At 62.9% G+C, this 25,999-nt stretch carries 23 protein-coding genes and 1 pseudogene; 11 read left to right on the forward strand and 13 right to left on the reverse strand.

What is annotated here, in order from left to right; genetic code table 11:
- The first annotated feature begins 460 nt into the window (after window positions 1-460).
- A complete protein-coding gene (locus tag NXC14_RS11240; RefSeq protein WP_085778210.1) occupies window positions 461-685 on the forward strand; it encodes an alkylphosphonate utilization protein in 225 nt (74 codons plus the stop codon).
- A 38-nt stretch (window positions 686-723) separates the two neighbouring features.
- Here NXC14_RS11240 and NXC14_RS11245 read toward each other — a convergent pair whose 3' ends face one another.
- The 3 genes from NXC14_RS11245 to NXC14_RS11255 form a co-directional block, all read right to left on the reverse strand.
- Window positions 724-1,530: a transglutaminase family protein gene (locus NXC14_RS11245; protein WP_085778211.1), complete on the reverse strand. Its 807-nt coding sequence runs from the start codon at window positions 1,528-1,530 to the stop codon at window positions 724-726.
- 142 nt (window positions 1,531-1,672) lie between these two features.
- Window positions 1,673-2,566, reverse strand: coding sequence for a transglutaminase family protein (locus NXC14_RS11250; RefSeq protein ID WP_085778212.1), 894 nt, complete (start codon window positions 2,564-2,566; stop codon window positions 1,673-1,675).
- A 485-nt stretch (window positions 2,567-3,051) separates the two neighbouring features.
- Window positions 3,052-3,210, reverse strand: coding sequence for an entericidin (locus NXC14_RS11255; RefSeq protein ID WP_085778213.1), 159 nt, complete (start codon window positions 3,208-3,210; stop codon window positions 3,052-3,054).
- A 545-nt stretch (window positions 3,211-3,755) separates the two neighbouring features.
- Here NXC14_RS11255 and NXC14_RS11260 point away from each other — a divergent pair.
- Window positions 3,756-4,010: a GlsB/YeaQ/YmgE family stress response membrane protein gene (locus NXC14_RS11260; RefSeq protein WP_064802691.1), complete on the forward strand. Its 255-nt coding sequence runs from the start codon at window positions 3,756-3,758 to the stop codon at window positions 4,008-4,010.
- A 74-nt stretch (window positions 4,011-4,084) separates the two neighbouring features.
- On the opposite strand, the gene NXC14_RS11265 is transcribed toward NXC14_RS11260, so the two are convergent.
- Window positions 4,085-4,366, reverse strand: a complete 282-nt coding sequence (locus NXC14_RS11265; protein WP_085780070.1) for a hypothetical protein — start codon at window positions 4,364-4,366, stop codon at window positions 4,085-4,087.
- Window positions 4,367-4,586: 220 nt separating this feature from the next.
- On the opposite strand from NXC14_RS11265, the gene NXC14_RS11270 reads away from it, so the two are divergent.
- Genes NXC14_RS11270 through glp form a run of 5 tightly spaced genes read left to right on the forward strand, consistent with a single transcriptional unit; the run spans window position 4,587 to window position 10,045 of the window.
- Window positions 4,587-6,479, forward strand: coding sequence for a peptidylprolyl isomerase (locus NXC14_RS11270; RefSeq protein WP_085778214.1), 1,893 nt, complete (start codon window positions 4,587-4,589; stop codon window positions 6,477-6,479).
- A gap of 8 nt (window positions 6,480-6,487) precedes the next feature.
- Complete coding sequence (gene trpD / locus NXC14_RS11275) at window positions 6,488-7,504, forward strand: anthranilate phosphoribosyltransferase (RefSeq protein ID WP_085778215.1); 1,017 nt, start codon at window positions 6,488-6,490, stop codon at window positions 7,502-7,504.
- 9 nt (window positions 7,505-7,513) lie between these two features.
- On the forward strand, window positions 7,514-8,326 hold the full coding sequence (gene trpC, locus NXC14_RS11280) for an indole-3-glycerol phosphate synthase TrpC (RefSeq protein ID WP_085778216.1): 813 nt from the start codon (window positions 7,514-7,516) through the stop codon (window positions 8,324-8,326).
- Window position 8,327: 1 nt separating this feature from the next.
- Window positions 8,328-8,825: a cyclic pyranopterin monophosphate synthase MoaC gene (gene moaC / locus NXC14_RS11285; RefSeq protein ID WP_085778217.1), complete on the forward strand. Its 498-nt coding sequence runs from the start codon at window positions 8,328-8,330 to the stop codon at window positions 8,823-8,825.
- The gene (gene glp, locus NXC14_RS11290; RefSeq protein ID WP_085778218.1) at window positions 8,822-10,045 is read left to right on the forward strand and encodes a gephyrin-like molybdotransferase Glp; all 1,224 of its coding nucleotides are present in this window, start codon (window positions 8,822-8,824) and stop codon (window positions 10,043-10,045) included. Before moaC ends, glp begins: the two co-directional genes overlap by 4 nt.
- Window positions 10,046-10,061: 16 nt before the next feature.
- On the opposite strand, the gene NXC14_RS11295 is transcribed toward glp, so the two are convergent.
- The 5 genes from NXC14_RS11295 to NXC14_RS11315 all read right to left on the reverse strand — a co-directional run bounded on the left by NXC14_RS11295 (window position 10,062) and on the right by NXC14_RS11315 (window position 16,462).
- Window positions 10,062-10,721 (reverse strand): 50S ribosomal protein L11 methyltransferase, encoded by a 660-nt coding sequence (locus tag NXC14_RS11295; RefSeq protein ID WP_085778219.1) that lies wholly within the window; start codon window positions 10,719-10,721, stop codon window positions 10,062-10,064.
- Window positions 10,722-10,763: 42 nt separating this feature from the next.
- Window positions 10,764-12,713 (reverse strand): DEAD/DEAH box helicase, encoded by a 1,950-nt coding sequence (locus NXC14_RS11300; protein ID WP_085778220.1) that lies wholly within the window; start codon window positions 12,711-12,713, stop codon window positions 10,764-10,766.
- Between the two features lie 98 nt (window positions 12,714-12,811).
- The gene (locus NXC14_RS11305) at window positions 12,812-14,668 is read right to left on the reverse strand and encodes an adenylate/guanylate cyclase domain-containing protein (protein WP_085778221.1); all 1,857 of its coding nucleotides are present in this window, start codon (window positions 14,666-14,668) and stop codon (window positions 12,812-12,814) included.
- Window positions 14,669-14,673: 5 nt separating this feature from the next.
- Entirely contained in the window at window positions 14,674-15,192 is a 519-nt protein-coding gene (locus NXC14_RS11310; protein ID WP_085778222.1) for a FecR domain-containing protein, read from the reverse strand.
- Window positions 15,193-15,316: 124 nt separating this feature from the next.
- On the reverse strand, window positions 15,317-16,462 hold the full coding sequence (locus tag NXC14_RS11315) for a citrate synthase (protein WP_085778223.1): 1,146 nt from the start codon (window positions 16,460-16,462) through the stop codon (window positions 15,317-15,319).
- Between the two features lie 83 nt (window positions 16,463-16,545).
- Here NXC14_RS11315 and NXC14_RS11320 point away from each other — a divergent pair, with 83 nt between their 5' ends.
- Window positions 16,546-17,634, forward strand: coding sequence for a citrate synthase/methylcitrate synthase (locus NXC14_RS11320; RefSeq protein WP_085778224.1), 1,089 nt, complete (start codon window positions 16,546-16,548; stop codon window positions 17,632-17,634).
- A gap of 59 nt (window positions 17,635-17,693) precedes the next feature.
- Here the strand turns inward: NXC14_RS11320 and NXC14_RS11325 are convergent, their stop codons facing one another.
- From NXC14_RS11325 to NXC14_RS11340, 4 genes are all read right to left on the reverse strand, one after another.
- Entirely contained in the window at window positions 17,694-19,322 is a 1,629-nt protein-coding gene (locus tag NXC14_RS11325; RefSeq protein WP_004673124.1) for a CTP synthase, read from the reverse strand.
- Window positions 19,323-19,464: 142 nt separating this feature from the next.
- Window positions 19,465-19,989, reverse strand: a complete 525-nt coding sequence (gene secG / locus NXC14_RS11330) for a preprotein translocase subunit SecG (protein WP_085778225.1) — start codon at window positions 19,987-19,989, stop codon at window positions 19,465-19,467.
- A gap of 118 nt (window positions 19,990-20,107) precedes the next feature.
- Window positions 20,108-20,878, reverse strand: a complete 771-nt coding sequence (gene tpiA / locus NXC14_RS11335; RefSeq protein WP_085778226.1) for a triose-phosphate isomerase — start codon at window positions 20,876-20,878, stop codon at window positions 20,108-20,110.
- Between the two features lie 127 nt (window positions 20,879-21,005).
- On the reverse strand, window positions 21,006-21,905 hold the full coding sequence (locus NXC14_RS11340) for a phospholipase (RefSeq protein ID WP_085780071.1): 900 nt from the start codon (window positions 21,903-21,905) through the stop codon (window positions 21,006-21,008).
- A 220-nt stretch (window positions 21,906-22,125) separates the two neighbouring features.
- Here NXC14_RS11340 and parE point away from each other — a divergent pair, with 220 nt between their 5' ends.
- The 3 genes and pseudogenes from parE (at window position 22,126) to NXC14_RS11355 (ending at window position 25,981) form a co-directional block, all read left to right on the forward strand.
- On the forward strand, window positions 22,126-24,198 hold the full coding sequence (gene parE / locus NXC14_RS11345; RefSeq protein ID WP_085780072.1) for a DNA topoisomerase IV subunit B: 2,073 nt from the start codon (window positions 22,126-22,128) through the stop codon (window positions 24,196-24,198).
- Between the two features lie 282 nt (window positions 24,199-24,480).
- Window positions 24,481-24,663: pseudogene (locus tag NXC14_RS33350) on the forward strand (esterase-like activity of phytase family protein); the annotation flags it as partial.
- Window positions 24,664-24,778: 115 nt separating this feature from the next.
- Window positions 24,779-25,981 carry an AI-2E family transporter gene (locus tag NXC14_RS11355; protein WP_085778227.1) on the forward strand — a complete coding sequence of 401 codons (1,203 nt, stop codon included), beginning with the start codon at window positions 24,779-24,781 and terminating at the stop codon, window positions 25,979-25,981.
- Window positions 25,982-25,999 lie beyond the last annotated feature (18 nt).

Here is a 25,999-nt window from a genome sequence, read left to right on the forward strand (position 1 = left end):
TGCTTGCTGATGTGGCGAAGGTGCATGTGCCCTTATGCCTGGTTCTGGCCGTGAACTGACAGTGCAACATCGGCTCACGACAACATCGAGTAGATCAGCGCACCGATGGAACCCCAGAAAACAACCGGCGTCAGTATCATCCCCACAACGAAAATCTTGGTCACCGCTAAACTCCGCAAACTCATGCCACCGCGAAAACCTATTGCGGCGACCGAGGGTTGGGTATCGGCATGAAGTCCGGGTCGGGTCGGACCTTGGTCTCAGTCTCACTCGACGGCGTTCCGATTCACGGGCCCGCCGCCAGCTTTCCTTCTGCAACCCGGCAACCACTCTTCCGCCGCGGTAAGTCAGCCGCGGATCGGGGGCAGGAGAACGACGATCGGACGGGACAGGATGGGGCTCGTGATTGACTCTCCCCTGTCGTCGTGATTTCCCCCTCGCATTATCAAGCGAGGACATCATGGCCGAAGACATTATCGTAAAGGACAGCAACGGAACCCAGCTTCACGACGGCGATTCCGTGACGTTGATCAAAGACCTCAAGGTCAAGGGGACTTCGGAGACGCTGAAGCGTGGAACCTTGGTCAAAGGCATTCGTCTGACCGACAGTCCCGGCGAAATCGAGTGCAACACCAAGCAGGTCAAAGGCCTCGTGCTGAAAACCGAGTTCCTGAAGAAGGCGTAGGATCTACCTGCGGCGGCCCGTGAGTCAATGGCTGCAACTTACGGCACTTCCTCGGTGATCACTTCGAAGCGGGAAAGCATCGCCGGGCCGAAAGCCGTCGACATCGCGACGTCGGTGGCATCCCGGCCTGTCGCCATCAGAATTCTGCCGATACGCGGGGTGTTGTGGCGGGCATCGACCGTATGCCAGTGCCCGCCGAGAAAGACCTCGAACCAGGCACTGAAATCCATTGGATTCGGATCGGCAGGAACGCCGATATCACCGAGATAACCGGTGCAGTATCTGGCAGGAATATTCATGCATCGACAGAGCGCGATGGCGAGATGGGCGAAGTCGCGGCAGACGCCGCTCTTATCGGTGAAGCCGCCATGCGCGGTTCTGAGAACGTCGGCCTTCTGATAATCGAAGGTGATGTGGTTATGCACGAAATCGCAGATCGCCTGCACGCGCGCCCAGCCGAGCGGCGTTGATGAAAAGGTCGCCCAGGCGAAATCCGAAAGCCTGTCTGTGTCGCAGTAACGGCTGCCGAGCAGGAAGACGAGCACCTCGTCGGGCAGATCCTTGATTGCGTGCTGCACTGCCTGTACGGGAACGATGTCGGCTTGCCCCGTGTCATAGATCTCGAACTCGGTGGAAATCGTCGTCAGCCCCGGCGGAGCGACAATCCGGCTGCAGGCATTGCCGAAGCTGTCGGTATATTCCCACGCCTCGATCGGCCGGTCGAATGTCAGGACCTGCTCGCTTAGAAGATCGGCGCGACGGGAGGGATGAATGTTGAGGACCAGCAGCATCGGCGTCGGCTGTATGCATTTATAGCCCAGATGAAACCCGGCGCGTATCTTCATTGTGGCTTCCTCGTCCCTCCGGCATGGGCGGACGTGAGTATGGAACGTCGATCGCGTCGCCCGGTTCCCACGATATGCCTCGCACCTTCCCGGGCAAAGCACCTTGGCCCAGGCAATTCACCATTGCCCCGCTACTGTATCATTACCCCTCGGCAACCCACGGCTGTCGCGTGGTCACGTTGACCTGCACCGTCATGTTCTCGAAATCTGAGCCCTGCCCGTCGTAACTGCCGCTCAAAGGAACAGCCTGGCGCGGGTCGCGGGCAACGGCCACGCGAATAAGGTCGCGGTTGCCGACGATGCCGTTGGTTGGATCGAACTCGGCCCAGCCGGCCCCGGGAAGATAGACCTGGCACCATGCATGGGTGGAACCGCCGCCCAGCACGGTGGAGCCGTCCCGGTCGGGGACGTAGACATAGCCGGTGACGAACCGCGCCGCGAGGCCTAGCGAGCGTGCCGCCTCCATCATCAGAAGCGCGAAATCCCGGCAGGTGCCGGAGCGAAGGTGCAAGGTCTGCAGCGGCGTTTGCGTTCCATGTTCCTGGCGGCGTGCATAGACAAAGCTTTCGCGAATGGCATAACACAGCGTCATCAGCAGGTGCCCGGTCTCCGTCGGGTGCCCCAGGCGCACGAACTGGCGCGCCCAGCGGCCGACCTCATCGCCCGAATCGGGATAATGGCGCTGCATCGCCGGCGCGAGATCGGCGATTTCGTCCTTGTCGTAGGAGAAAGGATAGGTCAGCGCCGCCTCGTCGATCCGAATGTCCGGGGCGAGCTGCGGCGTATGATCGAGTGTGATCCAGGTTTCGAAACGAAGCTCCACCGACGGCCGGGAAAAATCGACGAGCGCCACGCAATTGCCGAAAACATCGTGGATCCAGCGCACATGACTTTGCTCCGGATAGGTGGTCAGCGACGCCTCGATCAGCCGCTGGTCGAAACTGTCGCGCGGCCGGAACATCAGGCGATGCTCGCCGAAATCGACCTTCCGGCGGTAACGATAGGACGTGATGTGGCGGACGGAGAAAATCGTCATGGGCTGGCGCCGGCTGATTTGTTCACGTTGCTGCTCCTACAGCGCCGCGCGTCTTATCAGACGCCGCAAGCGCCCTGCTCCTTTCCCTGCTCATCCCGATTTCTTGTCATATAAGCAGGTTCGAAAGATTGCTATTGTACCTTCACCGATCGACGGCAGAGCCGTCCAACCTGAGAGGATAACATGCATATCATCTGGGACGTTCTGACGCTTCTGCTGACCATCGGTTCGCTCTATGGCGGTCGCGAATACCGGATTATTCGCGCCCGTGCCCGCGCTCAGAATTGGGGCAACTTCTGACCCGATCCTGACGCGCTGCCGGAACGGTCGCGGCTACGTCGAATGACGTACGGCGGCCCCTTAAGGAAATGCTGTATCAGTCGGGACGGTTTTGGTCCGTCCATTCTCTCTGTTATGCTAAGCCCGCCTCACCCCAGGCGGGCTTTTTTCATGCAAGATTTGCTGCGTGTCGCCGGCAGCCGCCATTACTTCTTGGCGCCGGCCGAAAGCACCCGATGGGTCGCATTATCCATTGCGTGGCTCGCCTCCTGTCCATCCTTCTTCAGCCCGTATGCGGTATTGCCGCAGCCGGCGAGCGTAAGCAGGCAGAGGCAGCAGGCGATAGCGATTGCAGCTTTTGGCATCGAGGTTTTCCCTGATTGAACGAACCCCCGGAAAAATGACGCAGTCCGAGCCAAAATCAATCCGCCGGCGGCCGGACATAACTCAGCACCTGCGCCGAATTGATGCATCCGACGGCTCCCTGTTCCGTCGAGAAACGGATTACTTCAGCCAAAACTCTCCGAAACGTAGAATTGCCGGGCGGGAATCGAAGGCACATACGATTTATCCGTGTCTTTCAGAATGATATCCGCGAACAACTGCGGGATCACGCTTGGATTTTATCATTTTACTTAAATATCTCACTTAACCAATTGTTAGTAATAACCTTGCGTAGCACGCACTTCGGCTTATGCTTTACTCAAAACGGGAGAGGAGAGAATGTTTAGCAAAAGCATGATCATGCCTTTCGGCTTCGCAATTCTTGCGCTAAGCGGCCTAATGTTCCAACTGGTCGCGTACCTGCTGGAACCCCCGGTCACCGTGCTGCATCCCTAACTTCCTCCAGGAGTGGAACTTTCCTTTGTTTCATGCATTCTTGCGAGTTGTTTCACCAGGAGGGATCACTATGGAAAACGCAGGCGTGGGTTGGATTGCGGCCATCATCATCGGCGGCATTGCCGGATGGCTGGCAGAAAAGGTCATGAGCAGCAATATGGGCGTGCTCATGAACATATTGCTCGGCATCGTCGGCGCGATCGTCGCCAACTGGATCTTGGGTCTGTTGCACATCCAGCCGTTGGCGGGGTGGCTTGGTTACCTGATCACCGGCTTCATCGGTGCCTGCATTCTGATCTTCATCGGCCGCGCCATCCGCCGCTGATTGCATAACTGGCAGACATGACCAAAGGCCGGGCGCGCCTTGCGTCCGGCTTTTTTCTGTCCCGCAGTCCGTGTTCAGCGGCGGCTCAGCAGGCCGAAAAGATAGGCTACGCCTGCCGTTACCGCGAGCGCCATGATCGGTTCTTCGCGAACCTTGTCGCGCAGCCGTTCCGTCATCAGCGAAGCTTCGTCCGTAACCACCGACTTTGCCCCCTGCCCCAGCGCCCGCACACTGTCCGTCAATCTGGAGAGATCTTCACGGAGTGCCGTAACCTGTGCCGACAGATCGTCTGCTGCGATATCCGCCTTGACGCGCGCAGCGGTGGATTCGGCGGAAGCGGTTTTCAATTCTGCCATGGTCTGCTCCTGTTTCATGGGATGCCGCTTCAACGAAATGGCGGCGTGAAAGGTTCCGCCGGCAGCCGATCTTTTGTTCGCCATCAACGCCTTGCGTCGCGCTTGCGGCCATGCGCAGCTTTTCGCGTGACAACCCTTCATTTCCTGTCGGCTTTGTTTTAAGGAACGTCGAATGTCAGCCCGTGCGCGGGTCAATAAATACTGCGAGGTTTGCGTTTCCATGTTCCATCTTCTGAGAAGAGCTGCTCAGACCTGGGTTGCCAAGCTGCTCCTGCTTCTCCTGGTGGCCTCCTTCGGCATCTGGGGCATATCGCGCGAGCTGATATCTGGCGGCAGCAGCACCACGGTCGTGACCGTCGGCGATCAGAAGGTGGGGGTGAACGAATTCCACCTTGCCTATCAGCGTCAGGTGGCAAGCATCGGCCAGCAGTTCGGCATGCGCCTCACGCCCGAGCAGGCCCGCGCCTTCGGAATTGAGCAGCAGGTGCTGTCACAGCTCGTTGCCGGCGCCTCGCTCGACCAGCTCGCCGAAGATATGAACCTCGGCCTGTCCGAGGATCGTCTCGCCCAACTGATTGCCGACGATCCGGCCTTCAAGGCTGTCAACGGCCAGTTCGATCGCGAGCTGTTCGTTTCGCGCCTGCGCAATGCCGGCATCCGCCAGGACGATTACATCAGGGAGCGCAGCAAGGTCGCCGTCCGCAGCCAGATCGTCGATGCCGTTTCCAACGGCTTTACCGCGCCGAAGACGCTGATCGACGCACTGAAGCTTTATGGCGATGAAAGCCGCAGCATAGACTACCTTTTGCTAACCAACGCCAATATCGAGCCGATCAAGGCGCCCGCCGACGACGTGCTGGCGAGCTGGTTCGAAGGCGTCAAGCAACGCTACCGCGCACCGGAATACCGCAAGCTCATCTATCTCAAGCTGCAGCCGGCCGATATCGCCGATGTCGCGACCGTTACCGACGACCAAATCCGCGAAGCTTTCGAGAAGGGTAAGGACAGTTATCGCACGCCGGAAAGCCGGACGATCGAACAGCTGACCTTCACCAGCAAGGATCTCGCCACCGCCGCCGAAACGGCGTTGAAGGGCGGCACCAGCTTCGACCAGCTGGTCACCGATCAGGGCAAGACGGCAAGCGACGTGCTGCTCGGCGAGTTCACCAAGGACAAGGTTCCCGACCAGGCCGTCGCCGATGCCGCTTTTGCGGTGTCGAAGGATGGCGGCACGACGCCTGTCGTCGACGGCTCGTTCGGCCCGGTCATCCTGCGCATCACCAACATCAAGCCGGAAACGGTCAAGAACTTCGACGAGGTGAAGGAAGACATCCGCAAGCAGCTGGCGCTTTCCAACGCTTCTCAGGAAGTGATCAATGTTCATGACCGTATCGAGGATATGCGCGCCGGCGGCGCGACGCTCGAGGATATCGCCGGTCAGCTGAAGCTCAAGGCGGTGACCGTCGACGCCGTCGATGCGACGGGTGCCGACAAGGACGGCAAAGAGGTCAAGGATCTTCCCGCCAAGCAGCAGCTGCTCGGCGAAGCCTTCAAGACCGACGTCGGCGTCGATGCCTCGCCACTTCCGATCGGCAATGACGGCTATGTCTGGTTCAACGTCCGCGAAATCACGCCGGACCGGGACCGCCCGATTGCCGAGGTGCGCGAGAAAGCCGTCGAGGACTGGACAGCAGAGCAGCAGAAGGCTGAACTCGCCAAGAAGGCCGATGAATTGAAGGCCCAGGCGCAAAAGGGCACCGCCCTTGCGGACATTGCAGCGCCGCTCGGCATTGCCGTCGAAAGCAAGAGCGGTATCACACGCTCCACCGATGATCCGGTTCTCGGACGCGCCGCTGTCAAGGCCGCTTTCTCCGGCCCTGTCGATACGGTTGCGAGCGCGGTCGGCGCCGATCCCTCGACGCAGATCCTGATGAAGGTCACCGAGGTCAACAGCCAGCCGACCGGCGACGTGCTGAACAACCGCGACGCCCAGCTCACCGCCATGGCCAATGCCGCCGGCGATGATATTCTCGACCAGATGGTCAACCTGCTGCAGACACAGTATGGGGCTTCGATCAATCAGACGCTCGCCGAACAGGCGGCGGTCCGCTAGGAGGTTTTATGACCGATCTGAAGCCGTTCCTGGCCAAGGCCGCAAGCCGCGAGCCGCTGACGCGTGACGAGGCCCGTGCCGCCTTCGAGATCCTGATGTCGGGCCAGGCGACGCCCTCGCAGATCGGCGGCTTCCTGATGGCGCTGCGCGTGCGTGGCGAAACCGTCGACGAGATCGTCGGCGCCGTCAACACCATGCGGTCGAAAATGCTGACCGTCGAAGCGCCGGCCGATGCCATCGACATCGTCGGCACCGGCGGCGATGCCAGCGGCACCTATAATATCTCGACGCTGGCTGCACTGATCGTCGCCGGTGCCGGTGTGCCCGTCGCCAAGCACGGCAACCGGGCACTGAGCTCGAAATCGGGCGCAGCAGACAATCTGGCAGCTCTCGGCGTCAATATCGATGTTGGTCCCGAGATCATCACGCGCTGCATCGCGGATGCGGGGGTCGGCTTCATGTTCGCCCAGCTGCATCATTCCGCCATGCGCCACGTCGGCCCCTCGCGTGTCGAACTTGGCACGCGCACCATCTTCAACCTGCTCGGGCCGCTTTCCAACCCAGCCGGCGTCCGCCGCCAGCTGCTTGGCGTCTTCTCGCCGCAATGGCTGGTGCCGCTTGCGGAAGTCATGCGCGATCTCGGTTCCGAATGCGTCTGGGTGGTGCATGGGGATGGCCTCGACGAAATCACCACGACCGGCGTCACCAAGGTGGCGGCGCTCGAAGGCGGCAAGATCCGTACCTTCGAGCTGTCGCCCGCCGATTTCGGCGTCAGCCCGTGCATGCTCGCCGATATCAAGGGCGGTGATGGCGTCGCCAATGCCGCAGCGCTTCGCGAAGTGCTCGGCGGCGCCAGGAATGCCTATCGCGATGTCTCGCTCGCCAATGCCGCCGCTTCGCTCGTCATCGCGGGCAAAGCCGAGACGATCCGCGACGGCATGGCGCTGGCCGCGCATTCGCTTGATAGCGGCGCCACGGCGCTCGCCCTCGACAAACTCATCGCCGTTTCCAACGATATCGATTAGGATTGGCCGATGACCGATATCCTGAAAAAGATCGAACTCTATAAGCGCGAGGAAATAGCCGCCGCCAAAGCCGCGGTGTCGCTCGCCGATTTGAAGGCAATGCAGGCCGATCAGTCAGCGCCTCGCGGATTTCATCGGGCGCTCCTTGCCAAGCGTGAGGCTGGCCAGTTCGGTCTCATTGCCGAGATCAAGAAGGCAAGCCCATCCAAGGGCCTAATCCGCCCGGACTTCGATCCGCCGGCGCTGGCAAAAGCCTATGAAGCCAGCGGCGCCGCCTGCCTTTCCGTGCTGACCGATATGCCGAGCTTTCAGGGCGCGCCGGAATTTTTGACGGCGGCCCATGCTGCCTGCGCGCTGCCCGCCCTGCGCAAGGATTTCATGTTCGAGACCTATCAGGTCCACGAGGCGCGCGCCTGGGGGGCCGATTGCATTCTGCTGATCATGGCGTCGCTGAGCGATGACGATGCAGTGCGTCTGCAGGACGAAGCTTTTTCGCTCGGCATGGACGTGCTGGTCGAGGTTCACGACGCGCCGGAAATGGAGCGGGCGCTGAAGCTCTCTTCGCCGCTTATCGGCATCAACAACCGCAACCTGCGGACCTTCGAAGTCAGCCTGACGGTCAGCGAGACGCTTGCCTCCATGGTCCCCGGTGATCGGCTCCTCGTCGGAGAAAGCGGCATCTTCACCCATGCCGATTGCCAGCGCCTGCAGGCCGTCGACATCAATACCTTCCTTGTCGGCGAGAGCCTGATGCGCAAGGACGACGTGGCGGCCGCCACCCGGGCGCTACTCTTCGGCGAAGCCGCCATCGCGGCCGAATGATATGAGCGGCGCAAAGTCCGGTCTGACCCATATCGATGCCTCCGGCGAGGCGCATATGGTCGATGTCTCCGACAAGGCCGAGACGGTGCGCATCGCCACCGCCGAGGGTCATGTGAAGATGGCGCCGGAAACTCTTGCGCTCATCCGTCAGGGCAATGCCAAGAAGGGCGATGTCATCGGCACGGCGCGCCTTGCAGGCATCATGGCGGCAAAACGCACCGCCGATCTCATCCCGCTCTGCCATCCGCTGATGCTGACCAAGGTCACGGTCGAAATCGAGGAAGATGCCGCCCTGCCCGGCCTGCGCGTCACCGCCACCGCCAAGCTCACCGGCAAGACCGGTGTTGAGATGGAGGCGCTGACCGCCGTTTCGGTCGCTTGCCTGACGATCTACGACATGGCCAAGGCCGCCGACAAGGCTATGGAGATCGGCGGCGTCAGGCTGCTCGAAAAATCCGGCGGCAAGTCAGGCGATTTCCGTCATCCGGAGGCGAAATGAACCTTCTCCCGGTCGCCGACGCCTTGGACCGCCTGCTCTCCCGCGCCAAGCCCGTCGCTGCGTCGGAGGCGCTGCCGCTGGCCGAGGCTGAAGGCCGCGTTCTGGCGGTTGATCTTACCGCGCGCCTGACCCAGCCGCCCTTCAATGCCTCGGCCATGGATGGCTATGCGCTGCGCCGCGAGGACGCACCGGAGCCGGGTGCTGAACTGAAGGTCATCGGCACGTCGTCCGCCGGCCACGGCTTCGAGGGAGGCGTGGGCAAGGGAGAGGCCGTGCGTATCTTCACCGGCGCGCCTGTTCCGCCAGGCGCCGACAGCGTCCTGCTGCAGGAGGATGCGGAGAAGATCGACGGCGGCATCAGAACCAGGTTCCCGGTGAGGCAGGGCCAGCATGTGCGCCCCCGCGGTCAGGATTTCGCCGAAGGCGAAGCGGTGCTGCCTGCCGGCACCGTGCTCGATTTCTCCCGGTTGACGGTCGCGGCGGGCATGAACCGGCCCGATGTCGAGGTTCTCAAGCGCCCGCTGATTGCCATCCTGGCAACCGGCGACGAATTGCTGCCGCCCGGAAGCACTCCCGGACCTTCGCAGATCATCGCCTCCAATACCTTCGGTATCGCAGCTCTGGCCCGGAAAGCCGGCGCCGATGTACTCGATCTCGGCATCGTGCCCGACGACAAGGCAAAAATCACCGCAGCGGTCGATAAGGCCCGGGATGCCAAGGCCGATGTCATCGTCACGCTCGGCGGCGCGTCGGTCGGCGACCATGATCTGGTGCAGGCCACACTGATGGAAGCCGGGATGCAGCTCGATTTCTGGCGCATCGCCATGCGCCCCGGCAAACCGCTGATGGTCGGCAGCTTTGGGGAAACCCATGTGCTCGGCCTGCCCGGCAATCCGGTTTCAAGCCTCGTCTGTTCGCTGCTGTTCCTCGAGCCACTGATTCGCAAGCTCGCCTCCCTGCCGCCGGTACGGCGTGAGACGACGGTGGAGGCTGCCGTCACACTGCGCGCCAATGATCACCGGCAGGACTATATCAGAGCGAAACTTACGAAGTCCGTTTCCGGAAACTGGCTCGCCGAACCGTTCGGCAAGCAGGATTCCTCGATGATGAAGGTGTTTGCGCAAGCCGACTGCCTCATTATCCGGCCGCCGCACGCGCCGGAACTGCCGGCCGGAGCACACTGCCCTGTCATGCTGCTGCGGCCGGATCTTCTCGTATAGTCTCGCCTCTTCCCGATCAGGAGAGCGAAAAAACGCCCGCTTGCACCGCGCTACCGCTGGCAGTCGCGCCGAAGTCCGCAACCGCCTGTGTCGAGATTCGCCTGAGTTCTCGATCCGGCAAATAGGCTCGCTCGGGATCGCCGACCAGCACCTCTATGCCGCTTGCCCGGCAAAGCCGCAAGAAAGCCAATACACGCAGGGCAAGCGAGGGATCATAGAAAAGATCTCCGACCACGATGAGATCAGTCGCTTCCGGTGGCGGCGCATCGAGGATATCGGCGGCGACCGCCGAGATGGTCACGCCGTTGATGGCTGCGTTGAGACCGATTGCTGCAATGGCATTGGCATCGACATCGACCGCCATCACCATCGCTGCTCCAGCCTTCGCCGCCGCGATGGCCACCAATCCGGAGCCGGCGCCGAGATCGAGGACGCGGCAGCCGGCGACCTTTTCCGAGCAGTCGAGCAGATGGCGGGCAAGCACGACCCCGCCGGCCCAGGGGTAGGCCCAGTACGGCGGCGGATCGCCCCCTCCGCAGTCGGCGAGCCGCCAGAGGCCGCTCGCAGGCCCGGCCGAGTGGAGCAGGATCTCGGGGATCGATGGGACCGCCGCTATCGGCAGATTGGCCTTGATGAAGGCGGCCGGATCGACACGAGATATGCCGGAGCGTTTCATCGTCATCTGATCCTGTCGGTCAAGAATCCTACCCGATAGAAATCAGCCCGGCTTCTTCTTCGAGAATTTGCCTTTCGCTCCGCCTTTGCCTTCATATTTGCCGCCCTCGTATTTGGGCTTGTCATATCTAGGCTTGTCGGATTTCTCGCCATCGTAGCCGGGCTTGCTTGCCTTCTTGCTCCAGGGCTTGGCGTCGCGCCGTTCTCCGCCGCCATTGTCGGCTGCCGCATAGCCGCCGTTCGAACCCCTGCCGAACTTTTTCTTCGACCGCTCGTCGCGGAACGCCTCGCCCGGCCGCTCATCTCGCGACGCCTTGCCAGCATAAGGTTTCGCTGCAGCCGCGCGGCTGAGGTCAGGTGTGCCGGGAAGCCTTGTGACACGGATGCCGCGTTCGAGCGCCTTGTTCGGTCCGATTGCATTCAGGAAGCTATCGGCGCTCGCTGCAGCAATCTCCACATAGGTTTCCTCGGGCTGCATCTTGATCGCGCCGATCTCGCGCTTGGTGACGTTGCCGTTGCGGCAGAGCATCGGAATCAGCCAGCGCGGCTCGGCATTCTGCTTGCGCCCGACCGAGACGGAGAACCAGACGCTTGGGCCGAAATCTTCGCGCGGTCCCTTTTGCGCCGGCTCGAAGGTGGCGGCATTGTCGCGGCGCTTACGGCTGCGATGGTCCTGAACCGTAACCTCGATCAGATCTTCCGGCGCCGAGTGATTGGTGCGGTAAAGGCGCAGGAAAGCGGCGCCGAGCTTGTCGGCGCCGTGGCTCGCGAGAAGCTGCTGCACCAGCTTCTGTTCTTCCTCTTGCGGCGCGTCGTGGAAGATCGGATCGGCAAGCAGCCGCTCGTCGTCGCGCTCGTTCACCTCCTCGGCCGACGGCGGCCGCGCCCAGGCTGCGGAAATGCCGGCATTCTCGAGCAGGCGCTCGGCCTTGCGCCGGGCATTCAGCGGCACGATCATGGCGCTGATGCCCTTGCGACCGGCCCGACCCGTGCGGCCGCTGCGATGCAGCAGCGTTTCCGGATTGGTCGGCAGGTCGGCATGGATGACGAGGTCGAGACCCGGCAGGTCAATGCCGCGGGCGGCGACGTCGGTTGCGATGCAGACGCGGGCGCGCCCGTCTCGCATCGCCTGCAGCGCGTGGCTGCGCTCGTTCTGCGTCAGCTCGCCGGACAGCGCTACCACGGAAAAATTGCGGTTATTGAAGCGCGCGGTCAGATGATTGACGGCGGCGCGCGTCGAACAGAACACGATGGCGTTGGTCGCCTCGTAATAGCGCAACACGTTGATGATCGCGTTCTCGCGGTCGCTCGGGGCCACGACAAGCGCCCGATATTCGATATCGACATGCTGCTTCTCCTCGGCCGCGGTGCTGATCCGCACGGCATCGCGCTGGTAGCTCTTGGCGAGCTTGGCGATCGCCGCCGGCACCGTTGCCGAAAACATCAGCGTGCGGCGCTCGTCCGGCGCCGAGTCGAGAATGAATTCCAGATCCTCGCGGAAGCCGAGATCGAGCATCTCGTCGGCCTCGTCGAGCACAGCGGCCTTCAGCTCCGACATGTCGAGTGCATGGCGGCGGATATGATCGCAGAGCCGGCCGGGTGTGCCGACGACGATATGGGCGCCGCGCTCGAGCGACCGGCGCTCGCTGCGGATGTCCATGCCGCCGACGCAGCTTGATATCACCGCACCGGTCATTTCATAAAGCCATTCGAGTTCGCGCTTCACCTGCAGGGCAAGCTCGCGCGTCGGCGCGATGACGAGGGCGAGCGGCGCTCCGGCGTTGCCGAAGCGTTCGCTGCCGTCGAGCAGCGTCGGCGCCAGCGCCAATCCGAAGGCGACGGTCTTGCCGGAGCCGGTCTGGGCCGAGACGAGTGCGTCCGAAGCGGCAAGCGCCGGATCGAGCATCGCCTGCTGTACCGGGGTGAGTTCGGCGTAACCGCGTTTCTGCAACGCCTTGGCGATCGCCGCAACGACGCCGTTGAATTCTGTCATGAGTTCGATCTTTCGGAGCTTTCAGGCGCGAAATGCGCCATGGCCGGAGCCAGCCGGCGGGATATTTGCGCCGTTCCTAGCCGCTCCCGCAGCGATTGTCAAAGCGTGCGGCTGCGCCACAGCCAGGCATCGATATGGCTTGCCCTGCCGCGCAGTTCGGTTTCCAGCGGCCCTTCGATCCGGCCTGATTTGAGGAGCACGCTGTCCGGGCCTGCGGCGCCGACGATTTCGGCGCTGAGCGCCAGCTCGACGCCATGACGGGCGGCGACCTCCATCAGGCGGCTTCCGACGTTCACCGTATCGCCCGCCGCCGTGATCTGCTGCCTGTCGCCGGTGCCGAGCCGCGAGGCGACGATCGGCCCGCAATGGGCGCCAACCTTGAAACCGATGTTCTTCCCGGCAAAGCCCCCCTGCGTCCGAAGCCATGCGCGGGTGCGCTCGCAGAGCCGCACCGCGCAGGCGATGGCCCGGGCGGCATCGTCGGCGGCGACTTCCGGCAGGCCAAACAGGATCATCGCCCCGTCGCCCATGAAACTGGTAATGGCGCCGCCGTGGGCCCGTGCCTCCTCATCGATGATTTCGAAGAAACCGCTCAGCATTTCGCTCACCTTGACCGGCCCGAGGGTTTCGCTGAGGCCGGTGAAGCCCGAGAGATCGATGAAGACGACGGCCGCGTTCTGGCGCACCGGGGCGGCGAGGAAGTTCGGATGGCGCGCCAGCCATTCTCCAAGACCGGGCGCCTCGATGCGCTGCAGCAGCGCGCTCTGCTCGGCGAAATGGCGGGCGCGGCCGCGGTCGAGCCAAAGCTCGGCTGCGCCGAAGATCAGCACTGGCGGCAACGCTGCGGCGATCGGCAGGGCGGCACTCAGCCAATAGCCATGCGCAAACGCCGCCAGATTGAGCATTGCCCAGACGACCAGCACCAGCACTATGATGGCATAGCCCGCAGCACTTCGCCGCCAAGCGGTCAGCGAAATCAGCATGATCGCCAGCCCGACGGCGATGGCGGCATCGATCAGCCTGATCCTGTGGTTGCGCACCATGCCGTCGCCAGTGACGAGATGGGTGATCGCGGTCGACATCACCTCGACGCCCGGCATCACGGGATCGAAGGGCGTCGGGAAGACGTCGCCGCCGCCGGTGACAGTCGAGCCGATGACGACGATGCGGCCGGTGACCGCGTCCGCCGCCAGCTTGCCATCAAGCGCATCGGCGGCGCTTGACGTGGCGATGCTGCCGCGCCGGCCATAGAAGGTCACCGGTAGGCGCTGGCCAATATCCGTGGGAATGCGCAATGCTCCGAGCATGATCGCATCGCGTCCGATGCTGGGATCGACACCGAGCGCCACCGAGGCGGCTCGCAGCGGAAAAGCCGGATCCAACCGGTCTGCGGCGCGCGAGATCAGTGGAATGAAACGAGGCGTGCCGGTCTGGTCGGTGGCGACATTGACGACACCGACCGCGGCCGCGCTGGCAAAGCGCGGAAGCGGCAAGAGAAGCTGATCTGCTTCAGGGATGGCGGCAAGCGGATCGTCCGCCAAGTCGGTAACCCGCTGCCGGCTCTGCGCAAAGGTGGCCGCCGCCGCAATCACGCTCGGTCCCTCTCCAAGGGCAGCGGTTAGTGCTGCATCGCCCTCCTCCGGTCCCGGATCGACGAGGAGGATGTCGAGAGCCAGAGCCTTCGGCTTCAAAGCGTTGATTGCATTGACCAGACGCGCCAGTGTCGCCCGGTCCAGGGGATAGCCGTGGGCCGCCGCCGTACGGTCGTCGATTGCGACGATCGAGACGACGGGAGGCGGCGCCTTCGCTCCGACAATGATGCTGCGAATGTCGGCGAGCGAGGCCTCCATCCGGTCGAGAAAGCCTATCCCGCCATTGAGATTGAGATAGCCGAGCGCCGCGCCCCAAAGACCGGCGAGCAGCAGCGCGATCACGGTCAGCAGGCGATGACTCATGGCATTTATTGGCCGAGGCGGGCAAGAAGGGCGGCGACGCGGGGCGCGGGCCAGCGGCGCACGACCAGCGGTTCGGTTCCGCTGCTAACATCGACGCCCTCGCCCGGTGACAGCACCACCGGCTCGCCGGCAGGCCGGCGGACGGCCACGCTGCCTCTGACGACAAGGACCGAGGTCTTGTCGCCCGCGACGTCAACAGCCCATTGTGTGCCTCGCACGGCAGCGATCGCCTGCGGTGTCACCACCTGGAAACCACCCGCATGCTGGCTGCCGTCGACATCGACGAGGATCGCTTTGCGCCGCAGCGAGGCCGAATCGGGACTGCCGTCGCGATTGCGGTCGGAGAGTTGGAAAGACGCGCCGGCCTCCGCCGTCACCTTGACGCCACCAGGGCAACTGAGCGTCTGGCGGGCGCCGCCATCGCGCGAGATCGCGCAGCCCGCAGATTGCGCGAGTACCGCGCCCTGCGGAATGAGGCCGGCAGCGAGTCCGGCGGCAAACAGCTTGAGAAACGTTATATTCATGGAAAGCCCCCGTGACCGTGCGGAACTGCATCTGCGAAAGCGCCCGCCAACCGTCTTCTTCCATACGAGGCATGATAGCCGAATTCGGATATTTCAATAGGCGAAAAAAGCGAACCCCGCATCCTCAAGTGCTGCTCTTCATATCGGGCGCCGGTCCGGTATAACGTGCCCGTGGCCGGATCAATTCGCCGCTTTCGATCTGCTCCATCGCATGCGCAAGCCAGCCGGTGCAGCGTGCAAGCGAAAAAACGACGATCGGCGCCTCTCTCGGCAGATCGAAGGCTGCCGCCATCGCGGCAAGCGCGAAATCGACATTGACCTTTTCCCCGACGATCTCCTCGCCCCTATCCCTGACCTCGGCGAACTCAGGTGGCAGTGGAAATTGCGAAAGCAGCGCCAACGCTCTGATATCTCCGTCCGGATAAAGCGGATGACCGAAGGCGGATAAGCGATTGCCCTGGGCAAGGGTGCGGCGGATTGCCTGCGCCGGACCGAGGGCGCAGGCTGCCTCGATCAATGCATCAACGCTCTGCCAGGCGGCGCCGTGCAGCGGTCCCGTCAGCGTCGCCAAGCCGGAAATTACGGCGGCGGATAGCGCCGCACCCGATGAGGCCGTGACTCGTGCAGCAAAGGCCGAGGCGTTGAGTTCATGATCGGCAAGCAGCACCAACGCGCGACGCAGGCATTCGCCGGCCTCCGGCCGCTGCCAGCTTGCCGCAAGTCTGAGATGCAGCGGCCGGTCCGAAGCGCCTGGTGCCAACGCATCTGCGATCGTGGCGAGAATTCCGTTCGCCTCACGCCGGAGTGCCGCCGGCGAGCGGCCAAGCGACGGCAGGTCCGATGTCACCCGCCCGGCAAGCGCCAGGAACGCGGCCTGAAGCGATGGAGAGCCATGCGTGGTCGCGGTCGAGGAGGCAGGCGTCTCCGCTCCATTCCACAGCAATGCCGCGGTCTGCTCCAGCGTCGCCGTCTCGGCGAAACCGGCCACATCCTTCCCACGATAGAAAAGGCGTCCGCCCGTCACGGTGGAGATTGCCGAGGAAAGTACGGGATCGCCCCAGCGGATCGTCTCGGCCGCCACTATTTCGGCCTTGCGGCGGCCGGCATGGCGATCTGCAAGCCGCCGCACGTCGGCAGCGTGATAGAGGCTGCGGCGCGGATCGGCGGGATCGGGCTTGGCGCGGATGCGCCCTCGGCTGACATTAGCGTAGAGCGTCTGCGGTTTGGTCTTCAGCGCCTGCAGCGCCTCGTGGGTGGTCAACCACGGCATCACAGCCTCACATTGATCAATTGCGTCAAGATTGACGTCAATAAGACTAGGTCGGATCATTCGAGCCGTAAAGGAGAACCCACATGAAAAACGGCCTGGAAGATGTTATTGCCGCCGAAACGCAGCTGTCGGATGTCGATGGCGAAGCGGGTCGACTGATCATCCGCGGCGTATCGCTGGATCATCTGGTCGCAGGCGGCACCTATGAGCGCGTCGCTGCACTGCTGCTCGACGGCTTGATGGAGCGAAGCTTCGATGAGGCGCTCTTACGCGACTGGCTGGCACAGGCACGAACGAAGGTTTTCGCCCATATCAAAGCCGCCGACGCCGCCTTGATCGCCTTGCCGCCGGTCGATGCGATGCGGGCACTGTTAGCCCGGCTGTCCGATGGCGAGGATTTCGACATCGCGCTCAGCCTTCTGGCAGCGCCGGCGGTCTTCCTGCCGGCGATTCTCAGGCTGCAGCGCGGGCAGAAACCGATCGCGCCCGACGCCTCGCTGCCACAAGCGGCCGATATCCTGCGCATGCTGATCGGACGATTGCCGACCAAGGAGCAGACGGCGGCACTCGACGCCTATCTCGTGACGATATCGGATCATGGGCTCAACGCCTCGACCTTCGCATCGCGGGTCATCGCCTCGACGCAGGCTGGCCTCACCTCTTCGGTTCTGGCGGCGTTGAGCGCGCTGAAGGGGCCGCTGCATGGCGGCGCGCCCGGTCCCGTCCTCGATATGCTGGATGCGGTGGGAACGCCGGATAATGCCGGCACATGGCTCGCCGATGCACTCGATCGCGGCGAAAGGCTGATGGGCTTCGGCCACCGCATCTACCGCGTCCGCGATCCCCGCGCCGATGCGCTGAAAGGCGCGCTGACGCCTTTGATCTCGTCTGGCCAGGTCGACAGCGCCCGCGTCGAACTCGCCGAGGCGGTGGAAGCCGCCGCATTGGCGATCCTGAAAGCGCGCAAGCCCAACCGGCGGCTCGAGGTCAATGTCGAATTCTATACCGCGCTGCTGCTCGAAGCGCTGGGCTTCCCGCGCCAGGCCTTCACCGGCGTCTTTGCGATCGGCCGCACTGTGGGGTGGCTGGCGCATGCTCGCGAACAGGCGCTCGACGGCCGGCTGATCCGCCCGCGTTCGGTCTATATCGGGCCGCTGCCGACCGCTGCCTGAAAATAGAATGGCTGATTGACGAGATCGCGCGATAGCCGCGCGATCTGGCGCCGCAGTCGTCAGACGAGACGGCTCTGCTCGGTTGCTGCTTCGATGAAGCTTGCAAACAGCGGATGCGGATCGAGCGGCCGGCTCTTCAGTTCGGGATGGTATTGCACGCCGATGAACCAGGGATGATCGGGATATTCGATCGTCTCCGGCAGCACGCCATCCGGCGACATGCCGGAGAAGACGAGGCCGCAGCTCTCGAGCCGGTCCTTGTAGTCGATATTGACCTCGTACCGGTGGCGATGACGCTCGGAAATATCCGTCGAGCCGTAGATCTCCGAGATCTTCGTGCCCTTCTTCAGCGCCGCCTTGTAGGCGCCGAGGCGCATGGTGCCGCCGAGATCGCCAGCCGCCGTGCGCTTCTGCAGCTCGTTGCCCTTGACCCACTCCGTCATCAGGCCGACCACTGGCTCCTTCGCCGGGCCGAACTCGGTCGACGACGCGTCCGGCACATCAGCGAGATTGCGCGCCGCCTCGATGACGGCCATCTGCATGCCGAAGCAGATGCCGAAATAAGGCACCTTGCGCTCGCGGGCGAAGCGCGCCGCATGGATCTTGCCCTCGGAGCCGCGCTCGCCGAAGCCACCGGGCACCAGAATGCCATGCACCTTTTCGAGATAAGGCGCGGGATCTTCCTTCTCGAAGACTTCCGACTCGATCCATTCGAGCTTGACCTTGACCCGATTGGCGATGCCGCCGTGATGCAGCGCCTCGATCAGCGACTTATAGGCATCCTTCAGACCGGTATATTTGCCGACGATCGCGATCGTTACCTCGCCTTCCGGCGTACGGATGCGGTTGCAGACCTCTTCCCACTGGTCGAGGCGCGGCTTCGGCGCCGGCTCGATGCCGAAGGCGGCGAGCACTTCGTCGTCGAGCCCTTCCTTGTGGTAGGCCATCGGCACGTCGTAGATATTGGCCACATCGAGCGCCTGAATGACGGCCGACGGACGCACGTTGCAGAATAGCGAGAGCTTGCGGCGCTCGGCTTCCGGAATTTCGCGGTCGGCGCGCACCAGCAGGATATCGGGGTGAATGCCAAGCGCCTGCAGCTCCTTCACCGAATGCTGGGTCGGCTTGGTCTTGAGCTCGCCGGCGGCCGGAATGTAAGGCATCAGCGTCAGATGGACGTAGACGGCGGTGCCGCGCGGCAGATCGTTGCCGAGCTGGCGGATCGCTTCCATGAAGGGCATCGCCTCGATGTCGCCGACCGTGCCGCCGATTTCGCAGATTACGAAGTCGTAGTCCTTATTGCCCTCGGTGACGAAATCCTTGATCTCGTTGGTGACGTGCGGAATGACTTGCACCGTCGCGCCGAGATAGTCGCCGCGGCGTTCCTTGTCGATGATGTTCTTGTAGATGCGGCCGGTGGTGATGTTGTCCGTCTTGGTCGCCGAACGGCCTGTGAAGCGCTCGTAGTGGCCAAGATCGAGATCGGTTTCCGCGCCGTCGTCGGTGACGAAGACCTCGCCGTGCTGGGTCGGGCTCATCGTGCCCGGGTCCACGTTCAGATAGGGATCGAGCTTGCGAAGCCGAACCCGATATCCACGGGCCTGCAGCAACGCTCCGAGAGCCGCGGCCGCAATTCCTTTTCCGAGAGAGGAAACCACGCCGCCAGTGATGAATACGTATCGCGCCATGGGATTCACCGGATACCTTTTCAAAAACGATTCCACCAGCCCAAAAATTCTTTTCCAGAATTTTCGGAGCCTGACCGGGAATCTGCACAAAAGAAAACCGGCAGACCCGAGGGCCTGCCGGCGGTTTATGTCGAAGCCCGGTTTACTGTCCCGTCGGGACGCCGGAGGGCTGAGCCGGTGCCGGCGCGGCCGGGGCTGCGGGCGCAGTCGTCGATGGGGCAGTTGCTGCCGGAGCAGTCGATGAAGGCACGGTGGCTGCCGGAGCCTCTGCTGCGGGAGCTTGCGCGGCCGGAGCCTGTGGTGCGGGCGCAGCCGCACCGCTGCTCGGAACGCCGTTGTCGGCCGGCTGGTTCGCCGGGGCCTGTGCACCGCCGCCGAGCGAATCGAGAATGCCGTTGCCCTGGCCGCTCGTCGCGGGGATGCGGTTGAGGATGTCGCTCGGACGGCCCTCGTAGCGCGTCAATATGCCGAGACCGAGCGAGGTGAGGAAGAACAAAGTCGCCAGGATTGCGGTTGTGCGGGTCAGCGCATTGGCCGTGCCGCGGGCCGACATGAAGCCCGAACCGCCGCCGATGCCGAGGCCGCCGCCTTCCGAGCGCTGGATGAGCACGACGCCGACGAGGGCGAGCACGATCATGAGATGGATGACAATCAATACTGTCTGCATGGGTCCAGTCCTGCCCGCCTGGAGACGGACATAAGTAAGAATTCTGGCGGCTCTTTACATGAGGCTCTCGCCTATTCCAAGCCCTTCTGCCGGAATAAACCGAGCTATGAACAACGTGTCAGGCGAGCAGCGCCTCATAGGCCCGGTAGATGGCGAGGAAGTCGGCGGCTTTCAAGCTCGCTCCACCGATCAGCGCGCCGTCGACGTTGGCGATGCCCAGCAGTTCCCCGGCATTGGCGGGTTTAACCGAGCCGCCATAGAGAAGCCGCATCTTGCGGCCTTCATCGCCGAAGCGGGAGACGAGCTCCGCACGCATGAAGGCATGCGCCTTTTCGACATCGCCTGATGTCGGCGTGACCCCGGTGCCGATCGCCCAGATCGGCTCGTACGCGATGACTGTGTTCTCGGCGGTTGCGGCATCGGGAACCGAGGCGGAAAGCTGGCGCTTGATGACGTCGAGTTCCTGCCCGGCCCGGCGCTCGGCCGCCGTCTCGCCGATGCAGATAATCGCTGTGAGCTCGGCGGCGAAAGCCGCTTCCGCCTTGGCGCGCACCAGATGGTCCGTCTCTGCATGGTCGGTGCGACGTTCGGAATGGCCGACGATCACATAGGTGCCGAAGCTATCGGCGATCATCTCGGCCGAGATGTCGCCGGTATGTGCGCCCGACGGCTTCTGGTGGCAGTCCTGCGCGCCGATCGCAAGCGGACTGTCGGTGCAGAGCGCGGTTGCCACGTAGAGCAGCGTCGTCGGCGGGCAGATCAGCGCCTCGACCTTGTCGGCGAGCGGCGGGCGAACGCCCTCGGCGATCGCCTTGATCTGATCGAGCGAGGCACGCGTGCCGTTCATTTTCCAGTTTCCCGCCACCAGCGGGCGCACGTCAGGTGTCATGCCGGCCTTCCACAAACTTCATATCCCCGGCCGCATTATCAAAAGCTTGCGGTAAAGAAAAGCATCATGCCCCTGACGTAACGGGAATCTCCGCGATCTCGAGCATATTTCTGCCGGAAAACGCCCGTTAAGCCGCAAGGATCCAGTTCAAGGCCCTGCGCCAGTCGATCATCCGGATCGGCGTTCCGTGATTGCCGGTCTGAAATAGCGTGAAGTGCGTCGGATATTTCGCCTTTCGCAGGCGCTCGAACAGCGCCTGCTGGTCGGCGGCGGCATAGACCGGGTCGCGGCTGCCATGCGCGAACCAGAGCGGTAGTTTCGCCTTGTAAAACGCGCTCCTGGTGAAATCGGGATCGGTGACACCGCTCATGACGAGCATGCCCTTCAGCCGCTTGACGCTGTCGCCGTCACGCGCAATGCCCCAGCAAATCTGGCTGCCCATCGAGGCGCAGGAAAGGACGATGGGCCGGCCCTGTGATTGCGCGCTGGCATAACGGATCAGGCCTTCGATCGCGGCAACGCCGTTGCTGTCGAAACTCCTGACCGTCGGCGAATAATAGACGCCGCCATTACCGGCGACGAGGTTCTTCAGCCGGTTGAAATTGCCGCCGAAGCTGTAATCATTGGCCCCGAGCCGGCGGTCGCCATCGCGTCCGTGGATGAAAATCACCGTGAAGGCAGCATTCTGGGCTGGTCCCACCCTGGTGACATCGAGCCTGACGCCGTCGAGTGAGAGGGTTTCGTCCGCCTGGGCCTTGCGGATGGCGAGAGACACATATTTCTGCTGCGCCCGCTTCTCCGGGATCTGGTCGCGGTCGTTGATATCGCGCATCTCGTCGTAATCGATAACCTCGGAGGCGCCACCGTCGCTCGTCTGGAGCACAGTCTGCTTCGAAAACAGATCGTCCTTGAAAGGCGGCAGGGTGTCGCCCGCCCGCGCCGGTCCGCCGGCGGAAAGAACGGCTGCTGACAAGAAAAAGGCCGCAATTGCTGATATAACGGTGTAATCACTTGTGGACATTCGCATGCGGATGGTTTCCTGAAGCCTGCCGCCGCTTGCCATTCCGCGCCCGGCAACGCAAATCATGTGTCAAAACCCCGCCAATCCGGCGGTGTCGCGTCTCGCGGCGCTTTCTGGCAGAATCTGCCTGATTCGCAAACGTGACATGAAATGCGGTGATTTTGGGTCGGCGGCGGATGCAAGTGCCAAGCCAGACCCAAGACAGGACGAAGATCTGAACGGCTCCATGGACGACAGCAACGACCTTTTTTCCGGACTGCCTCTTTCTGAAAAACGCGAGGAGGCGCAGAAGCCTGCGGCCGCGCCCGAGCGTGCGCCGGCGGCTGCACAGCCCGTCTCTCCCCGTCCCGCCTCCGTCGCCTCCAACGCGGATGATTACGGCGCCTCGTCGATCCGCGTTCTCGAGGGCCTCGAGCCAGTGCGCATGCGCCCAGGCATGTATATCGGCGGCACCGACGAAAAGGCGCTGCATCACCTCTTCGCCGAAGTCATCGACAATGCGATGGACGAAGCGGTCGCCGGACACGCCAATTTCATCGAAGTGCATCTCGATTTGCAGGGCTATCTGACCGTCACCGACAACGGCCGCGGTATTCCGGTCGAGAACCATCCACAGGTGCCGGGCAAGTCGACGCTCGAAGTCATCATGACCAAACTGCATGCCGGCGGCAAATTCGACGGCAAGGCCTACGAGACCTCGGGCGGCCTGCACGGCGTCGGCGTCTCGGTCGTCAATGCCCTCTCCGACTTCCTCGAAGTCGAGGTAGCGCGAAACCGCAAGCTCTACCGCCAGCGCTTTTCCCGCGGCCTGCCACAAGGCGGGCTCGAAGAACTGGGCGACGTCCACAATCGCCGCGGCACGCGTGTGCGCTTCCATCCCGACCCTCAGATCTTTGGGGAACACATGAAGTTCGAAGCCGCCCGCGTCTTTCGCATGGCGCGCTCCAAGGCTTACCTCTTCGGCGGCGTCGAGATCCGCTGGAGCTGCGAGCCTGGCGTACTGCCCGAAGGGTCGGAGGTGCCCGACAAGGCGACATTCCATTTCCCCGGCGGTCTCAAGGACTATCTCCAGGCGACGATGGGCAAGGAATTCACCGTCACCCGCGAAATCTTCGCCGGCAAGACGGAGAAGGCGAGCGGCCACGGTTCGATGGAGTGGGCGATCACCTGGTATGGCGGCGACCCGCAGGTGCATTCCTATTGCAATACGATCCCGACGCCTGAAGGGGGCACCCATGAGGCAGGCCTGCGCATCGCACTGACCAAGGGCCTGAAGGCCTATGCCGAGCTGACGCAGAACAAGCGCGCTGCCCAGATCACCACCGACGACGTGATGATCTCGGCCGTCGGCATGCTGTCGGTCTTCATCCGCGAGCCAGAATTCGTCGGCCAGACCAAGGACAAGCTTGCGACGGTCGAGGCCCAGCGCATCGTCGAGAACGCGCTGCGCGATCCCTTCGACCACTATCTTGCCGACAATCCGAACGAGGCGGCCAAGCTGCTCGACTGGGTGATCGAGCGCGCCGAGGAGCGCCTACGCCGACGCAAGGAAAAGGAAGTCAACCGCAAGACGGCGGTGCGCAAGCTGCGCCTGCCCGGCAAGCTTGCAGACTGCTCGCAGAACACCGCCGAAGGCGCCGAACTCTTCATCGTCGAGGGCGATTCGGCTGGCGGTTCGGCCAAGCAGGCGCGCAACCGGGCCAACCAGGCGATCCTTCCGCTGCGCGGCAAGATCCTGAACGTCGCCAGCGCCGGCCGCGAGAAGTTCGGCGCCAATCAGCAGCTCGCCGATCTCATCCAGGCGCTCGGCTGCGGCACGCGCTCGAAATACCGGCAGGAAGATCTGCGCTACGAGCGCATCATCGTCATGACCGATGCGGATGTCGACGGCGCTCACATTGCTTCGCTGCTCATCACCTTCTTTTATCAGGAAATGCCGGAATTGGTGCGTGGCGGTCATCTCTTCCTCGCCGTGCCGCCGCTCTACAAGATCACCCAAGGAGCGAAATCCGCCTATGCGCGCGACGATAATCACCGCGCCGAGCTGATGCAGACGGAATTCAAGGGCAAGGCCAAGGTGGAGATCAGCCGCTTCAAAGGTCTCGGCGAAATGATGCCAGCCCAGCTCAAGGAAACCACCATGGACCCGGCCAAGCGCACCCTGCTCCGGGTGCTGATCGACGAGGTGGATTTCGAAGGCACCCGCAGCGCCGTCGATGATCTGATGGGCACCAAGCCGGAAGCCCGCTTCCGCTTCATCCAGGAGCGCGCGGCTTTCGCCGAAAACCTCGATATTTAAACACGTGTAAGGCGCGCCGAGCGATCTGACTGATACGCCCGGCGCGCCGCATTTTAGCATCAGCGATTTCACGGAACTGACGAAGAACCGTAACAACTCCGTCAAAGAACCGGCGCATGAAGCGGACGGCGCGCGACCTTTCCAGGAAATGGTGGGTGCGTCGGTTCGAATCGTTTTCAACCTTGCCGGATCTTGCCATGACGAAGCGATTTGCCGCGACTGCCGTTTTCGTTCTCCTGTCCAGCACCGCAACGGTCGGCGCCACCTACGAAGTGCCTGCCCCGCGAGAGCCAGGTTCTCGATCTGGCGCCAATCGGTCTCGTCCCGGACAACATCGGGGCGATGTCGCTCGGCAAGGCCCGGGACGGTACCGACGTTCTCATCCTCAGATCCGACAATAATTTCTCGACAAGCCAGAAGTCGCAATTCTACGCCTTCAAGGTTCTCCGCCGGTCGCAACAGTAAGATACGCTTTCGAATGGTCGAACTGCGACGCTTTGTATGGGCTTTCACCGTGCGCACCTTGAAACCGCCGGGTTCATGGCCCATAACCAGAGTACAACAATAAGAAGAGGCGCGCGTGGGTGTGTTCGACCGTCAGAAAACCAATCATGAGCCGCGATGGCTGGGGCCGTCGGCGCCGATGCGCACGCCACTGATTCCCTCCATCTCTGCGGCGCGCTGGCTGCTAGTGCTGGTCGTCGCCGCTGGAGTCTATTTCTTCTATGGTTTTCTCGTGCCGGTGCTTGCTGCCCTGGTCATCGGCTTTGCCAGCTGGCCGCTCTATCGCAAGCTGCTTGCCCGCGTTGGCGGCAATACGACGGTCGCCGCCACCATCGCCATCCTCATGATCCTTACCTTCCTGGTCATCCCAATCGGGCTTGCGATCACCTATACGACGGGCGAAGTGCGCACTTGGCTCGCCTGGGCGATCCACGCCAACCGTGCCGGCGCGCCGACGCCGAACTGGATCGTCGCGCTGCCGTTTGCCGGCCCCTATCTCGATGATCTCTGGACCAAATATGTCGGCAGTCCCGGCGCTCTCGGCGAACTCATCCAGGCGATCAGCGGCGCTCATATCGGCAACATCTATCGCGCCGTTCTGGCAGCCGGCGGAGGCGCTTTCCATCTTCTGCTGACGTTGCTCTTCATGCTGATCGCGCTGTTCTTCGTCTATCGTGACGGCTTCTCCTTCTCCAAGCAGATCGACATGCTGGGCGAGCGCATCTTGCCGAACCGCTGGGAGCGCATTTCTCGCGTCGTCCCGGCAACGATCAGCTCCACTGTCATGGGCATGACGCTGATTGCGATCGGCGAAGGCATTGTGCTCGGTGTGGCTTATTGGATCGCCGGCGTGCCGTCGCCGGTAACGCTCGGCGTGCTCACGGGGGTGATGGCGCTGATACCTGGCGGTGCGCCGCTCTCCTTCACGCTCGTCTCCATCTATCTCCTGGCGAGCGGCTCGCATGTCGCCGGCATCGGCCTCTTCGTCTGGGGCACTGTCGAGCTCTTCATCGTCGACAAGACGCTGCGACCGAAGCTCGTCGGCGGGCCGATCAAGCTGCCCTTCCTACCGACCTTTTTCGGCCTTATCGGCGGCGTCAAGACGATGGGTTTTCTCGGCCTCTTCATCGGTCCGGTGCTGATGGCGCTGATCGTCGCCATCTGGCGCGAATGGATCCACGAGGCCCGCAACGCCGAGAGCAGCGAAAGGGTGCCGCAGATCGTCATCGACGAACAGGCGCCGCCGGCGAAACCGATCCCACGCGTCGCCGAAGGCTGAACCTGCCTTCGCAGGCTG

The sequence above is a fragment of the Rhizobium sp. NXC14 genome (assembly GCF_002117485.1).
Classification (GTDB): Bacteria; Pseudomonadota; Alphaproteobacteria; order Rhizobiales; family Rhizobiaceae; genus Rhizobium.

Bases quoted from the DNA above. Each gene is read 5' to 3' on its own strand.
- tpiA (WP_085778226.1), bottom strand. From the start codon at position 20,878: ATGACACCTGACGTGCGCCCGCTGGTGGCGGGAAACTGGAAAATGAAC.
- NXC14_RS11270 (WP_085778214.1), top strand. From the start codon at position 4,587: ATGTTCCATCTTCTGAGAAGAGCTGCTCAGACCTGGGTTGCCAAGCTG.
- NXC14_RS11255 (WP_085778213.1), bottom strand. From the start codon at position 3,210: ATGCCAAAAGCTGCAATCGCTATCGCCTGCTGCCTCTGCCTGCTTACG.
- NXC14_RS11310 (WP_085778222.1), bottom strand. From the start codon at position 15,192: ATGAATATAACGTTTCTCAAGCTGTTTGCCGCCGGACTCGCTGCCGGC.
- NXC14_RS11245 (WP_085778211.1), bottom strand. From the start codon at position 1,530: ATGAAGATACGCGCCGGGTTTCATCTGGGCTATAAATGCATACAGCCG.
- secG (WP_085778225.1), bottom strand. From the start codon at position 19,989: ATGCAGACAGTATTGATTGTCATCCATCTCATGATCGTGCTCGCCCTC.
- NXC14_RS11305 (WP_085778221.1), bottom strand. From the start codon at position 14,668: ATGAGTCATCGCCTGCTGACCGTGATCGCGCTGCTGCTCGCCGGTCTT.
- glp (WP_085778218.1), top strand. From the start codon at position 8,822: ATGAACCTTCTCCCGGTCGCCGACGCCTTGGACCGCCTGCTCTCCCGC.
- NXC14_RS11320 (WP_085778224.1), top strand. From the start codon at position 16,546: ATGAAAAACGGCCTGGAAGATGTTATTGCCGCCGAAACGCAGCTGTCG.
- trpD (WP_085778215.1), top strand. From the start codon at position 6,488: ATGACCGATCTGAAGCCGTTCCTGGCCAAGGCCGCAAGCCGCGAGCCG.
- NXC14_RS11265 (WP_085780070.1), bottom strand. From the start codon at position 4,366: ATGGCAGAATTGAAAACCGCTTCCGCCGAATCCACCGCTGCGCGCGTC.
- NXC14_RS11250 (WP_085778212.1), bottom strand. From the start codon at position 2,566: ATGACGATTTTCTCCGTCCGCCACATCACGTCCTATCGTTACCGCCGG.
- NXC14_RS11325 (WP_004673124.1), bottom strand. From the start codon at position 19,322: ATGGCGCGATACGTATTCATCACTGGCGGCGTGGTTTCCTCTCTCGGA.
- trpC (WP_085778216.1), top strand. From the start codon at position 7,514: ATGACCGATATCCTGAAAAAGATCGAACTCTATAAGCGCGAGGAAATA.
- NXC14_RS11260 (WP_064802691.1), top strand. From the start codon at position 3,756: ATGGAAAACGCAGGCGTGGGTTGGATTGCGGCCATCATCATCGGCGGC.
- NXC14_RS11295 (WP_085778219.1), bottom strand. From the start codon at position 10,721: ATGAAACGCTCCGGCATATCTCGTGTCGATCCGGCCGCCTTCATCAAG.
- moaC (WP_085778217.1), top strand. From the start codon at position 8,328: ATGAGCGGCGCAAAGTCCGGTCTGACCCATATCGATGCCTCCGGCGAG.
- NXC14_RS11340 (WP_085780071.1), bottom strand. From the start codon at position 21,905: ATGCGAATGTCCACAAGTGATTACACCGTTATATCAGCAATTGCGGCC.
- NXC14_RS11315 (WP_085778223.1), bottom strand. From the start codon at position 16,462: ATGCCGTGGTTGACCACCCACGAGGCGCTGCAGGCGCTGAAGACCAAA.
- parE (WP_085780072.1), top strand. From the start codon at position 22,126: ATGGACGACAGCAACGACCTTTTTTCCGGACTGCCTCTTTCTGAAAAA.
- NXC14_RS11240 (WP_085778210.1), top strand. From the start codon at position 461: ATGGCCGAAGACATTATCGTAAAGGACAGCAACGGAACCCAGCTTCAC.
- NXC14_RS11300 (WP_085778220.1), bottom strand. From the start codon at position 12,713: ATGACAGAATTCAACGGCGTCGTTGCGGCGATCGCCAAGGCGTTGCAG.